The sequence below is a fragment of the Ectothiorhodospira shaposhnikovii genome, from assembly GCF_047222355.1.
GTDB lineage: Bacteria > Pseudomonadota > Gammaproteobacteria > Ectothiorhodospirales > Ectothiorhodospiraceae > Ectothiorhodospira.
Genome location: NZ_CP178333.1, coordinates 3,129,384 through 3,142,237 on the forward strand (window position 1 = coordinate 3,129,384; position 12,854 = coordinate 3,142,237).

General features: G+C 65.5%; 15 protein-coding genes and 1 tRNA gene. 12 read left to right on the forward strand and 4 right to left on the reverse strand.

The window, feature by feature from the left end; genetic code table 11:
* Positions 1 to 106 precede the first annotated feature (106 nt).
* On the reverse strand, positions 107 to 853 hold the full coding sequence (locus ACLF6L_RS14365; protein ID WP_238616413.1) for a hypothetical protein: 747 nt from the start codon (positions 851 to 853) through the stop codon (positions 107 to 109).
* Between the two features lie 130 nt (positions 854 to 983).
* Here ACLF6L_RS14365 and ACLF6L_RS14370 point away from each other — a divergent pair, with 130 nt between their 5' ends.
* A complete protein-coding gene (locus tag ACLF6L_RS14370; RefSeq protein ID WP_412851934.1) occupies positions 984 to 1,502 on the forward strand; it encodes a GspH/FimT family protein in 519 nt (172 codons plus the stop codon).
* A gap of 58 nt (positions 1,503 to 1,560) precedes the next feature.
* Here ACLF6L_RS14370 and ACLF6L_RS14375 read toward each other — a convergent pair whose 3' ends face one another.
* Complete coding sequence (locus ACLF6L_RS14375; RefSeq protein ID WP_412851935.1) at positions 1,561 to 1,890, reverse strand: high-potential iron-sulfur protein; 330 nt, start codon at positions 1,888 to 1,890, stop codon at positions 1,561 to 1,563.
* Positions 1,891 to 2,160: 270 nt separating this feature from the next.
* Here ACLF6L_RS14375 and ACLF6L_RS14380 point away from each other — a divergent pair, with 270 nt between their 5' ends.
* The 3 genes from ACLF6L_RS14380 to speA all read left to right on the forward strand — a co-directional run bounded on the left by ACLF6L_RS14380 (position 2,161) and on the right by speA (position 5,573).
* Positions 2,161 to 2,757 carry an ATP-binding cassette domain-containing protein gene (locus ACLF6L_RS14380; RefSeq protein WP_238616416.1) on the forward strand — a complete coding sequence of 199 codons (597 nt, stop codon included), beginning with the start codon at positions 2,161 to 2,163 and terminating at the stop codon, positions 2,755 to 2,757.
* Complete coding sequence (locus ACLF6L_RS14385; protein WP_412851936.1) at positions 2,754 to 3,551, forward strand: ABC transporter permease; 798 nt, start codon at positions 2,754 to 2,756, stop codon at positions 3,549 to 3,551. Before ACLF6L_RS14380 ends, ACLF6L_RS14385 begins: the two co-directional genes overlap by 4 nt.
* Positions 3,552 to 3,692: 141 nt before the next feature.
* Positions 3,693 to 5,573, forward strand: a complete 1,881-nt coding sequence (gene speA, locus ACLF6L_RS14390) for a biosynthetic arginine decarboxylase (protein ID WP_238616418.1) — start codon at positions 3,693 to 3,695, stop codon at positions 5,571 to 5,573.
* A gap of 21 nt (positions 5,574 to 5,594) precedes the next feature.
* Here speA and ACLF6L_RS14395 read toward each other — a convergent pair whose 3' ends face one another.
* Positions 5,595 to 6,359, reverse strand: a complete 765-nt coding sequence (locus tag ACLF6L_RS14395) for an SDR family NAD(P)-dependent oxidoreductase (protein WP_238616419.1) — start codon at positions 6,357 to 6,359, stop codon at positions 5,595 to 5,597.
* 131 nt (positions 6,360 to 6,490) lie between these two features.
* On the opposite strand from ACLF6L_RS14395, the gene ACLF6L_RS14400 reads away from it, so the two are divergent.
* From ACLF6L_RS14400 to ACLF6L_RS14420, 5 genes are all read left to right on the forward strand, one after another.
* A tRNA-Thr gene (locus tag ACLF6L_RS14400) sits at positions 6,491 to 6,566 on the forward strand.
* A gap of 106 nt (positions 6,567 to 6,672) precedes the next feature.
* Positions 6,673 to 7,179 carry a glutathione peroxidase gene (locus ACLF6L_RS14405; RefSeq protein WP_238616420.1) on the forward strand — a complete coding sequence of 169 codons (507 nt, stop codon included), beginning with the start codon at positions 6,673 to 6,675 and terminating at the stop codon, positions 7,177 to 7,179.
* An 89-nt stretch (positions 7,180 to 7,268) separates the two neighbouring features.
* Positions 7,269 to 8,387 (forward strand): TRAP transporter substrate-binding protein, encoded by a 1,119-nt coding sequence (locus tag ACLF6L_RS14410; protein WP_008931438.1) that lies wholly within the window; start codon positions 7,269 to 7,271, stop codon positions 8,385 to 8,387.
* 69 nt (positions 8,388 to 8,456) lie between these two features.
* Complete coding sequence (locus tag ACLF6L_RS14415; protein ID WP_008931439.1) at positions 8,457 to 9,008, forward strand: TRAP transporter small permease subunit; 552 nt, start codon at positions 8,457 to 8,459, stop codon at positions 9,006 to 9,008.
* Positions 8,998 to 10,323, forward strand: a complete 1,326-nt coding sequence (locus tag ACLF6L_RS14420) for a TRAP transporter large permease (protein WP_008931440.1) — start codon at positions 8,998 to 9,000, stop codon at positions 10,321 to 10,323. The genes ACLF6L_RS14415 and ACLF6L_RS14420 overlap by 11 nt, the downstream gene beginning before the upstream one ends.
* A 19-nt stretch (positions 10,324 to 10,342) precedes the next feature.
* Here ACLF6L_RS14420 and ACLF6L_RS14425 read toward each other — a convergent pair whose 3' ends face one another.
* Positions 10,343 to 11,110: a sulfite exporter TauE/SafE family protein gene (locus ACLF6L_RS14425; protein ID WP_412851937.1), complete on the reverse strand. Its 768-nt coding sequence runs from the start codon at positions 11,108 to 11,110 to the stop codon at positions 10,343 to 10,345.
* Between the two features lie 82 nt (positions 11,111 to 11,192).
* Here ACLF6L_RS14425 and ACLF6L_RS14430 point away from each other — a divergent pair, with 82 nt between their 5' ends.
* The 3 genes from ACLF6L_RS14430 to ACLF6L_RS14440 all read left to right on the forward strand — a co-directional run bounded on the left by ACLF6L_RS14430 (position 11,193) and on the right by ACLF6L_RS14440 (position 12,786).
* Positions 11,193 to 11,336, forward strand: a complete 144-nt coding sequence (locus ACLF6L_RS14430; protein WP_008931442.1) for a hypothetical protein — start codon at positions 11,193 to 11,195, stop codon at positions 11,334 to 11,336.
* A gap of 395 nt (positions 11,337 to 11,731) precedes the next feature.
* Positions 11,732 to 12,367: a thiol:disulfide interchange protein DsbA/DsbL gene (locus ACLF6L_RS14435; protein ID WP_238616423.1), complete on the forward strand. Its 636-nt coding sequence runs from the start codon at positions 11,732 to 11,734 to the stop codon at positions 12,365 to 12,367.
* A gap of 107 nt (positions 12,368 to 12,474) precedes the next feature.
* On the forward strand, positions 12,475 to 12,786 hold the full coding sequence (locus ACLF6L_RS14440; protein ID WP_238616424.1) for a hypothetical protein: 312 nt from the start codon (positions 12,475 to 12,477) through the stop codon (positions 12,784 to 12,786).
* Positions 12,787 to 12,854 lie beyond the last annotated feature (68 nt).

Genomic DNA, 12,854 nt, shown 5'->3' on the forward strand with positions numbered 1-12,854 from the left:
TCAAGCATCAATACGTTGGCAATCATACATTGGCAATCCCGCAACCGCCCGTCATTCCCCCCCGCATCTGACCCGGCGCAAATTCCGTGCAAACCACGACAAGGACTCAATCCGCCTCGAAGATCACATCAGGCTCATCGGACGGGGGCTGCACTTCAGCCGGCGGCGGTAACCGGGGCGCGGCGCCCACCCGGTCCCAGACCTCCATGCGCTGAATATCCCGGCGCCGGTACTCAAAGGCCACGTGGCCGCCCATGACGACCTGCTGCAGGTAGAGACTGGTGGGGGTGGTCGCAATCAGATTGCCCTCCCGAACCACCCCGTCACCCAGTACCAGCCGCATGCGCGCGCCCTCAAGCCGGGGCAGTTCGGCCGGCAAGGCCGTGCGATAGGCCCTGGGCACGGGCGCGGGATCGGCCTCCAGCCGGAAGCTGGAAGCCGGCGGCAGGGGCTGGACCGGTGCAAAGGGGTCGTACTCGGCAATCTCCAGCGGTTGCCCGATTTCTTCCTCAATCCGACGGATCAGGGCCTGATTGGGTAACTCCACATCCCAGGGGCGGGTGACGGGCATCTGGATTTCCACCCCCACGCCGAACCGATCCAGGGTTTGCTCCACGGTCCGATCCGCACCGCCGTACAGGGCTCCACCGAGTACCAGCAGCCCCATCACCGACACCAGAAAGCCGGTCCGGGCCCGACGCCAGTGCAGCAACACGAAGGCCAGCGAGACAATAGGGACGAGATTGATCACGCCCCAGATGAATTCCCGGCGAAATCCGGCCCGGACCACCAGCAGGTAACCCAGGAGCACCAGTGCCGACCCTGCCAACAGGGCGCCGTCCAGTACCGTCATGCGCAGACCCTCGAACCGCCACTCAATCGCAGGATTATAACAGCGCCCATACCGGCCATTGTCGCTTGTCCCTACCACCCGCCCGGGTTAAGCTGCCGATCAGCGGTCAGAACCTCAAGGAGAGAGGCGCATGTCCAGGGAATACGGCCTGACACTCACCGAACTGCTCATCACGCTCGCCGTTGCCGCGGTGCTTGCCACCCTTGCCATCCCCGGTTTTGCGGGCATGGTGCGGGAGCAGCAGTTGATCACCACCACCAACACCTTCATCAGTGCCCTCCACACGGCCCGCTGGGAAGCCGTGAAGCGAGGTCGCCACGCCCTGCTCTGCCCGTCCACGGACGGGCAGCAATGTACCGACACCTCCTATGCGGAAGGCTGGATCGTCGGCGTGGTGGAACACCCGGTCACCGGACCGATGATCCAGCCCGCCACGGTCATTCGTCATTTTGGCCCCGTGCCCGCGTCGGTGACCATCCACACCAATGGCACAATGGGGGAATACATTGCCTATCGCAACGACGGCCAGACCCGTCGTCTGAACGGCGCGCTGCAGATGGGGTCGGTGTGGCTATGCCATGGGGAGACGGGGCGGCGGATCGTCATCAGCCGAACCGGACGGGCGAGAGTGGAAATCACGTCCTGCTAAGTGAGGCAGGGTCATCGGAACCGCCCGGGCCTTGGGCCGGGCGGTTCCTGTCGGGGATTTAACGGGCCACCCAGGCGGTGCACCAGCCGTTGGCGGATACCAGTTTGCCGGGGAATACGGAGCAAGGACCCCAGTCCTGGGCGCTGGCATCCGTGTACAGCAGGCAGTTCAGGCAGGTCTGCCCCTCCTCATAGGCGGGATGGCCAGCTGCGGCGGAGGCATCATGCACGTAGTTCAGGGCCTGAGCAGCGGGATCATCCTCGCTCAGGCGCTCCATGGCCTTGGCCGTCGTGGTCCAGCCCAGGCCTGCCACTGGCACGGCCAGCAGACCATAACTGCCGAACTTCAGAAAACGGCGCCGACTCAGGGTATTGTCGCGATCTTTCATCGTCTCTTCTCCTGTGTGTTCGTCGTGTCAGTCTCGCAGCATGCCCCTGGCATTCGAGTCCCGCGCCGGTCCCTGATATTCTGTTGTCCCGCCTTGGCAGCGCAGGCTTACCACCTACATAAGCTGGGGGCACCGGATTCACCCTAGCGAACCCCGGCCATGGGCGCAAGTCTCCCGGAGACCACCTTCACGACCCTTATAATGAATCGATTTCGCTCCTCGGAACCTCATCCCTCCCCTACCCTCACGGAAGATTCGCCGGACACGCCCTTGCTGCTCCAGATCCAACAACTTCACACCCCCCAGGTCGGCCCCCTGGACCTCGCCCTTGGCGCCGGAGAACTGGCCCAGGTGGCCGGTCCGTCCGGTGCCGGCAAGTCCCTGCTGCTGCGCGCCATCGCCGACCTGGATCGCAATGAAGGCCTGATCCGACTGGAAGGACAACCCCGACAGGCCCTGAGCGGGTCCGACTGGCGACGCCGGGTGGGCTACCTGCCGGCGGACCCGGCCTGGTGGGCGGACACGGTGGGTGAACATCTGCAACCGGGCGGTGAACACTGGCTGGAAGCCCTGGGTTTCGGCCCGGATGTGCGCACCTGGACCGTGGACCGGCTCTCCAGCGGAGAACGGCAACGCCTGGCGCTGGTGCGGGTACTGCAGAACCGGCCCCGGGTCCTGCTGCTGGACGAACCCACCGCCAATCTGGACCCGGACAACACCCTGATCATGGAAGGCCTGATCCGGGATTATCTGCGCGACAGCGATGCCGCCGCCCTGTGGGTCAGCCATGACGCGGAGCAGCGTAGCCGCCTGGGTGGCCGCCTCCTCCTGATGGAAAGCGGTCAACTGATGGAGTCAAACGGATGAACGTCATCGCCCTGTCACCCCTGGACCTTACTCTGGCGGCCCTGCTGGTGATTGCCCTGGCGGCGCTGACCAGCCGGGTGGGCATGGGGCTGTCGAAGAGCCTGCTGGTCTCGGCCGCCCGCACGGTGGTGCAACTGCTGCTGATCGGCCTGGTGCTCAAGACCCTGTTCGAGCATGCCGCCCTGCACTGGGTGGCCATCATGGCACTGGTGATGCTGCTGGTGGCGGGCCGGGAAGTGGTGGCCCGACAGGGGCGACGATTCACCGGCTGGTGGGCCTACGGCATCGGTACCCTGGCCATGTTCGCGTCCGCCTTCACCGCCACGGTGTTTGCGTTGACCGTCATCATCGGCCCGGCACCCTGGTGGGAGCCCCAGTACGCCATCCCCCTGCTGGGCATGCTGCTGGGCAACACCATGACCGGGATCGCCCTGGGCCTGGACCGTCTCACCCAGTCCGCCTGGCAACAACGCCGGGTGATCGAGGGCCGCCTGATCCTGGGGCAGACCTGGACCGAGGCGATTCGGGACATTCGCCGGGATGCCGCCCGCAGCGGCCTGATGCCCATCATCAATGCGATGGCGGCGGCGGGCATCGTCAGTCTGCCCGGCATGATGACCGGTCAGATCCTGGCGGGCACACCGCCCATGGAAGCGGTGAAATACCAGATTCTGGTGATGTTTCTCATCACCGCGGGCACCGGATTCGGTACCCTGGGGGCCATTTGGCTGGGATCCCGGCGCCTGTTCGACGAGCGGGAGCGACTGCGGCTGGACCGCCTGAAGGCCGGATGAAACCCATCGAGCCACCGGCTGTCGAAAAGCCCGTTGCAGGCTCCCCGGCGGCACGGCATAGGGAGTATCATACGCCCGCTTTACCGGGTCGGCGTCCCAGCGAGGCCGCCCCTTCATTCGCGCTGATCGACAAGGCCCATCATGACAGATTGGACGACGGATAACGCCCGCCAGACCTACAATATCCCCCACTGGAACGGCGACTACTTTCACATCAATGAGCAGGGCCGCGTGATCGTCCGGCCGCCCGCCCATGCCCGGCATCCGGGCGTGGACCTGTTCGAACTGGTGAACCATGTATCCGGCCTGAACATCGACGTGCCGGTGCTGGTGCGCTTTCCGGACATCCTCTGCGACCGCGTGAAGCGACTCACCGAGGCCTTCGATCAGGCCATCGAGGACAACGAGTTCCCCGGCCGCTACACCGCCGTCTATCCCATCAAGGTGAATCAGCAACGCAGCGTGGTGGAGCGCATCCTCACTTGTGGCGGCGAGCGGGTGGGCCTGGAGGCAGGCAGCAAGCCGGAACTGATGGCGGTGCTGGCCCTGGCCCGCCCCGGCGGGGTGATCGTCTGCAACGGCTACAAGGACCGGGAATACCTGCGTCTGGCCATGATCGGCCAGCTGCTGGGACACCGGGTCTACATCGTCATCGAAAAACCCTCGGAGCTGAACGGCGTCATCGAGGCCGCCCGCGACCTGGGGGTCCGCCCCTCCCTGGGCATGCGGGTGCGGCTGGCCTCCATGGGCAAGGGCAAGTGGCAGAACACCGGTGGCGAAAAGGCCAAGTTCGGCCTCTCCGCCGCCCAGGCCCTGAAGCTGCTGGACCAGCTGCGGGACCACGACATGCTGGACTGCATGCAGCTGCTGCATTTCCACATGGGTTCCCAGATCGCCAACATCCGCGACATCCAGTCAGGCATGTACGAAGCCTCCCGCTTCTTTGCCGAACTGCATCGTCTGGGCGCCCCCATCCAGGTGGTGGACGCCGGCGGCGGCCTGGGGGTGGACTACGAGGGCACCCGCTCCCGCAACCTGTGTTCCATCAATTACAGCCTGCAGGACTATGCCGACAGCCTGGTGCGCATCCTGGCCAACACCTGCCGGGAATACGACCTGCCGCCACCGGAGATCTTCACCGAGTCCGGTCGTGCCATGACCGCCCATCACGCGGTGCTGATCACCAATGTGATCGACACCGAGCGTGCGCCGGTGGCCGCCGACATCCAGCCCCCCGACGAGGAGGCCCCGGCGGTACTGCTGGACATGTGGAGCCTGTTCGAACGCACTGCCGAGAGTGCCCCCACCGAAGTCTTCCACACCATGGTGGACTGGCTGCGGGAAGTGCAGTCCATGTTCACCCACGGCCTGCTGGACCTGGAGCACCGGGCCTTGGCGGAGCAGATCTACTTCGCCACCTGCCGACGCCTGCTGACCCGGCATGCCCAGCGCCTGCCCCGGGATATCGCCGACGAACTCACGGAAAAGCTCTCGGACAAGTATTTCTGCAACTTCTCCGTGTTTCAGTCCATCCCGGACGTCTGGGCCATCGACCAGATCTTCCCCATCATGCCCCTGCACCGGCTGGACGAGCGCCCCACCCGGTTGGGGGTGCTGCAGGATCTCACCTGCGACTCCGACGGCCACGTGGACCGCTACGTGGACGGCGAGACCATCGTCCCCAGTCTGCCCCTGCACGAGTTCCGCCCCGGGGAACAATATCTGCTGGGGATCTTCATGGTCGGGGCCTACCAGGAAATCCTGGGCGACCTGCACAATCTGTTCGGCGACACCGACGCCATCAACGTGGTGCTGACCCGGGACGGCGGCTACGAGGTGGTGGAACCGGAACAGGGAGACACGGTGGAGGAGCTGCTGCGCTACGTGCACTTCGACACCGAGTTGCTGGCGAGCGCCTATCGCACCAAGGTGGCGGCCGCGGGCCTGGACGAAGCCACGCAGCGGCAGATCCTCCAGGAACTGGACAACGGCCTGTCCGGGTACACCTACCTGGAAGACTGATCCGGCGCGGGACACCCCCCGTCAGTGGGCGGTCATGCCCCCGTCCACCAGATAATGGGCACCGGTGATGCCACTGCCGGCGTCGGACAGAAGCAGCGCGGCCACGGCGGCGATCTCCTCGTTGGTGGAATAGCGCCCCAAGGGGATGCGGGTGACGAAGTCGTGCTTGACCTCGTCGCCGTGTCCCGGGTTTGCCTGCTCCTCGATGGAGCGCATCATCCGGTTGTCCACCGGACCGGGGTTGACCGTGTTCACCCGGATGCCCTCCGGCCCCAGTTCCACGGCGGCGCAGCGCATCATCCCCATCACCGCGTGCTTGCTGCTGACATAGGGCGCCAGCCCGGCCGCTCCCCGTACTCCGGCCACGCTGGCGGTGATCAGGATGGCGCCCCCTCCGGCCCGACGCAGCGCCGGTACCGCCGCCTGCAGGCCATGACGCACCCCGTGCAGATTGACCGCGAAGACCCGCTCCCAATCCTCATCGGTGGTGGATGCCAGCGGCCCCACACGGCCCTCGATGCCGGCATTGAGGAATACGCCGTGCACCGCCCCGAAACGCTGTTCCGCCGCCTGGATCATGGCCTGGTTCTCCTCCCGTCGACTGACATCCACGGCCATCCCCGCCGCCCGCTCCCCCAGCGCCGCGGCCAGCGCCTCCACCCCATCCGCCTCCCGGTCCGTCAGCAGCAGCCTGGCCCCCTGGGCGTACAGCAGACGGGCGGTGGCCTCACCGATGCCCCCCGCCGCGCCGGTGATGACGATAACCTTGTCATTGAATTGGCTCATGGTGATGCCTCCTCCGTTGAACGGTCTGTGTTGAGTCCTGACGCCTCATGCACTAAACTTAGCAGCCTTTCCACGCACCTGCCGCGCCCCTTCCGGCGGTCTGTGCAAGGATCCAACCGGTTTCGGTGCCCGCCGGCATAGCTCAGTTGGTAGAGCAGCGCATTCGTAATGCGAAGGTCGTAGGTTCGACTCCTATTGCCGGCACCATTTGCAGTGATGAAAAGCCCGGCAATGCCGGGTTTTTTTTCGCTTCGTGGCCGGGATATGCTGCGGGAAACCCATGCCTTTCCCCCTCTCTCACGGAGCGCTCCCCATGGCCGCCGCACCCGGCACTGTCCATACCTTCGAGGCCGACGACATTCAGGGCCGGACCCGCGCCCTGTCAGAATTCCAAGGCCGCGTCCTGCTGATCGTCAACGTCGCCAGCCACTGTGGATTCACCAAACAGTACAACGGCCTGCAGGCCCTGCAGGATCGTTTCCATGACCGGGGATTCGACGTACTGGGCTTTCCCTGCAATCAGTTCGGCAACCAGGAACCGGGCAACGAGGCCCGGATCGCCGACTTCTGCACCACCCGCTTCCAGGTGAGCTTTCCCATGTTCGCCAAGGTGGAGGTCAACGGCGCCGGCGCCCATCCCCTGTTCCGTCACCTCAAGGCCGCCGCGCCAGGTCTGCTGGGCTCCCAGGGCATCAAGTGGAACTTCACCAAGTTTCTGGTGGACCGCCACGGCCGGACCGTCCGGCGCTATGCCCCCAATGTGCCGCCGGAAGCCATCGCGGGGGACATCGAGCGACTGCTCGAAGCGCCACCGACCTAGTCGGCGCGAGGTTGTCACGCGCAACCGGTTTGGTTCATATTCCAAAAAACAACATCACAATGAACCCACCACCGAGGAGCATCAAGGCCATGTCCATCAAGCGTCGTGATTTTCTCAAGGCCGGCACCGCCGTGGCCACCGGAGCCGCCATCATCGGGGCACCGGCCATCGTCAAGGCCCAGGAGCGTTTCAACTGGCGCATGACCACCACCTGGCCCGCCGGCCTGCCCTTCTTCCAGACCGGCCCCGGCAGCGCCACCGACTTCGCCCGACGGGTGGAGGAGATGTCCAATGGCCGTATCCGCATCCGGGTCTATTCCGCCAATGAACTGGTGCCCGCCTTCGAGGGCTTCGATGCCGCGTCCTCCGGCCGCCAGGTCCAGCTCAATCACGGCTGCGCCTATTACTGGGCCGGCAAATCCTTCGCCGCCCAGTATTTCACCACCGTCCCCTTCGGCATGACCTTCCAGGGTCACAACGCCTGGCTCAACGAGGGGGGCGGCTATGAACTGTACGAGGAAGTCTACAAGCCCTTTGACCTGGTCCCCCTGGTGGTGGGCTGCACCGGGGTGCAGCCGGTGGGCTGGTTCCGGCGCCCGGTCGAGGGTCTGCGGGATTTTCGCGGCCTGAACATCCGCATGCCGGGACTGGCCGGAGACATCTACAACGCCATCGGCGCCAATGCCCGCCTGCTGCCGGGCGGTGAGCTGTTTGCCGCCCTGGAGCGGGGCGCCATCGACGCGGCGGAGTGGGTGGGTCCCTACTCCGATCGTGAACTGGGGCTGCACCGGGCCGCCAAGTTCTACTATTCCTCCGGCTGGCACGAACCGGCCACCAGCACCGAGGTGGTGGTCAACCGCCGTGCCTGGGAGTCCCTGCCCAAGGACCTGCAGGCCATCATGCGCAATGCCGCCGCGGCCTGCAACATCACCTCCCACACCTGGCTGGAGGCCAGAAACGCCGATGCCCTGGACGACCTGGTGACCAATCACGGGGTGCAGTTCGGACCGCTGCCCGACGACGTGATTCAGGCCTTGCTGGAGGCCACCCGGGACATCCTCGGCGACCGGGCAGCCAGGGATCCCTTGGTGCGCAAGGTGCACGAGAGCTATTTCCGCTTCAAGGCCCGCCATGACCGCTGGCAGCAGAACTCGGAAACGGCTTTCCAGACCCAAATCCGGGACCTGGGAGGAAAGATCCTGGCCTGAGCCTGCTCCGGAGCCCCACCCACGGGGTGGGGCTCCTCCGACCCACTGACGGGATCATCGGAGATCGTCATGTCCCGCCTCCTCCTTCGCTTCGAGCATGTGCTGTACCGGATCACCAGTCTGGCCGGTGGAATCTCGGCCATCGCCATGGCTGCCATGATCCTGCTGATCTTCGGCAACATGACCGCCCGCTACGCCCTCGGCACCGGCGCCGTGTGGCTGCAGGAACTGGAGTGGTATCTGCTCTCCCTGAGCGTGATGACCGGCATTGCCTATGCCATGCGTTCCGATGAACACGTTCGGGTGGACGTCTTTTCCCATCGTCTGAGCCGCGTGGGCAAGCTGTGGCTCAACGGCATCACCATGGTGCTGGTGGCCATCCCCATCGCGGCCCTGGTCCTGTTCTACACCTGGCCCTTCGTCAGCATCTCCTATGTACGCGGCGAGGGCTCGCCCAACGCCGGCGGCATGCCCTGGCTGTTCCTGCCCAAGGCCATGATCCTGCTGGGCTTTGCCCTCATTATCAGCGAGGCCCTGCGGCAGACCCTGAGCATCGGCCGCCGCCTGCTTTTCCATTACCGTCGCCCCGGGTCCCGCCGGAGGATTGCCCATGCCCCTTGAGTACATCGCGCTGATGATGGTGGGCGCCTTTTTCATCCTGGTGCTCACGGGGATGCCGGTGGCCTTCGCCATTGCCGCCGTGGGGTTCGTGTTCGGCTTCATCGGGTTCGAGGGCTGGCTATTCGAGCTGCTGCCCTCACGGATCTTCGGCACCATCACCAACTACACCCTGCTGGCCATCCCGCTGTTCGTGTTCATGGGGGTGATGCTGGACAAGACCCGGGTGGCGGAACGCATGCTGGAAGTGATCGGCCATGCCAGCGGCGCCCTGCCCGGCGGCATGGCCCTGGCGGTGATCCTGGTGGGCGTGCTCATGGGCGCGGCCACGGGCATCGTCGGGGCGGCCATCGTTACCCTCACCCTCATGGCCCTGCCCACCCTGATCCGACGGGGCTACAAGCCGTCGGTGGCCTGCGGCACCATCTGTGCCTCGGGCACCCTGGGGCAGATCATCCCCCCCAGCCTGGTACTGCTGGTGCTGGCGGATACCATGAACCTGTCCGTGGGCAGCCTGTTCGCCGCCGCCCTGGTGCCGGGCCTGCTGCTGGCCGGACTCTACGTGCTCTACCTCCTGTTCCTGGCCTGGTACAACGCGGCGGACGTACCGGCCATTGACGCCGCGGAACGGGCCACCATGAGCAAGGCCCAGCTCTGGAAGGATCTTTTCACCTCGGTACTGCCGCCCCTGGCCCTGGTGGGGGCGGTGCTGGGGGCCATCATCGGCGGCATCGCCGCCCCCACCGAAGCCGCCGCCGTGGGAGCCGTGGGCGCGGTGGTGGTGGCGGCGCTGATGCGGCGCCTGAGCCTGCCGGTGTTCAATGAGGCACTGATCATCACGGTGCGCATCACCGCCATGGTGTTCTTCGTGCTGATTGCCTCCCAGGTGTTCGCCCTGGCGTTCCGGGGGCTGGACGGGGAGTTCCTGGTGGAGGCCATGTTCGACTGGGTGCCCGGCGGCCCCTACGGCACCCTGCTGTTCATGATGCTGCTGATCTTCCTGCTGGGATTCTTCCTGGAGTGGATCCAGATCACCTACATCGCCGTTCCCCTGTTCATGCCCTTCCTGGCCGGCTATCCGGAATTCTCCATGGTGTGGATTGCCATCCTCATCGCCATGAACCTGCAGACCTCGTTCCTGACACCGCCCTTCGGGTGGTCGCTGATCTTCATGAAGGGGGTGGCGCCCAGGGGGATACGAACCGCGGACATCTACCGGGGGGCGATCCCCTTCGTGATCATCCAGCTGCTGGCCCTGGGGCTGCTGATCCTGTTCCCGGGAATCGTGCTGTGGCTGCCGGGGGCGATCGGGTGGTAGGCCGCGGTTTGACGTCGAATCAATGTAAAAAGAACAGCACCGTGGTCACCGTGCCGACCACCACGATGCCGTTGCGCAGGAGTGCCGGCGGCAGTACCCGGCCGATGCGGGCACCGGCCAGGCCACCCAGGACCGCCGCCAGGGCCATGGGGGGGATCTCGGGCCAGGAGATGGCGCCGCCCCAGGCATAGATGACCACCGCCATCAAGGTGAGCACGGCGGAGAGCAGGTTCTTCAGCCCGTTGGCCACGTTCAGGTCATTGACCCCCAGCAGGCGGAACATGGCCAGCATGACAATGCCCATGCCGCCGTTGAAATAGCCGCCGTAGCCGCACACGCCCAGCACGCCGAGTCGCCCCCAGAAGCCGCCGGTGCCGTGGCTGCGTCGCGCCAGGTACTGGTTCAGACGCGGCCCGAAGGCAAACAGCAGGGTGGCAAAGAGCAACAGCCAGGGCACGATCACCCGGAAGGCCTCGTTGGAGGTCGCCAGCAGCAGCAAGGCCCCCACCGCGCCCCCGGCCGTACCGATGAGCACCACCCCCAGCACGGTCATTCCCCGGGGCGCCCGGATCAGGTCCCGGTAGGCCCAGGCGCTGGCCAGATAACCGGGCAACAGCGCCGCCGTGCCGGTGGCGTTGGCGGCCACCGGGGGCACGCCGGTAAAGACCAGGGCCGGCAGGGTGAGAAAACTCCCCCCTCCCGCCAGGGCGTTGATGATGCCGGCCACAAAGGCGGCGATCACGATCAGGGCAAGATCAAGCAGTTCCAGTGTCACGGGAATGGACATCCTTCAGGGGGCGGCGGCGGCCGGGAGGGAACAACGCCCGGCAAGATGCGCTCCAATGATAACAAGCCCGGAGGACCTTCCCATGGACATCCCCCTGTTGATCATCGGCGCCCTGCTGCTGGGCACATTGACGGCCTGGTACGTGGGGATGTTCCCCTACCCGGTCGGCTGGCTGCTGCTGAGCGTGTTCTTCATCGCACGCTTGATCCAGATCAGCCAGGGCTGAACCCGGTAAACGGGCAAATCTTCCGCAAAGCCTTTATAATCATCCACAATCACCCGCACGGCCTTTCGTCTGTCAAGCAGGCCATACTGCCGGTCAGGCCTTGAAAGACCACGGACAAGGCACCATGAATCATCAGACCGTCGAGTCCCGGACCCGACGGTGATGCGGCCCCGCCTTCCCGGACGGGAAATGCTGTATTGCCGCCCGGGCGGCGTTAGGCGGATCATGACGTCCGCATACCGGTGACACCGGCACCCCAACAGAATCTCCCAGTCGGACCCGGCCCTGTCCGGGATAACGGGGTGTCAGCCCAGCCGATGGGCACCGTTCGTCCACATCATGAATGGCGACACGATGAACCCTTGTACCACCCAACCAGCCCCTGGAGCGATGCCATGTCCCTGAGCCGACGCCGTTTCAACCAATTGCTTGCCGGTGGCCTGGGGGTCGCCCTGGCGCCCAACGTCCTGGCGGGACTGGTGGAAGGACAGGACTGGCGCGCCATCGCCCGGCCCCAGTCGGAAGCCCCCGAAGGCAAGATCGAGCTGGCCAAGTTCTTTTCCTACGGCTGCCCCTTCTGCGGCCAGCTGGCCCGGGTGATGAAGCCTTGGCTGGCGGAACTGCCCGACGACGTGGTGTTCCGACGCATCCCCATCTCCTTCAACCGTGCCGCCTGGGCCAATCTGGCCCGCCTGGCACTGGCCCTGGAGGAAACCGGCCTGGCCGCTGAACTGGATCAGGCGGTATTCGACGCCGTCGGCGTGGACCGGGAACCCCTGTTCACCGAAACCGCCATTCTGGACTGGCTGGCGGACAAGGACGTGGATACCGAGGCATTCCGCCAGGTGTTCAATGCCTCCCATATTCGTGCCCAGGTGGCCCGCAACGATCGCCTGCAGGCCCGCTTCGGCATCAACAGCGTCCCCACTCTGGTGGTCGACGGCCGTTTCGTCGTGGTCGGCGAACAGGCCCGCAGCTTCGACGACATCCTTGAGATTGCCGGGGAACTCATTGACAAGGCCCGGGCCTGACCCGGACCGCTCTTCCTCCGATGAACAGGAGTCATGACCATGACAGATGCCCTGTCCCAGTCTTTTCCCGCAGCGCCCCAGGCGCCCAACCCCATGATGTCCTAGCCATGAACGATACTTCCCAAGCGATTTCACCCCGTCGACGCCTGCAGACCCTGCTGGCAATCCCCGACAACCAGCGCACTGAGGAGCAATGGGACGAGATCATCGAACTGGAGATCTCCCTGGCGCCCGTCAACCAGGTCTCCGGCGGTGAGAAGCAAGCCGCCGAAACACGCGGCAGCAGTCCGCGTCAGGCCCGCGGGGCCAGACAGCCAAGATCAGGAAGCAGCGGGAACGGTCCTCGCGCCAAAAAGACCTTCAAGAAGCCGGCGGGCGCCTCCAAGGGCGCGGCCCGAGGCGCCGTCAGCAGCGAATGACGGCTGGGTGACAGCCAGCGGGGCCAGGACACCCTGCCCGGCCCCGAAAACCCCGCCCTCATCTCGCC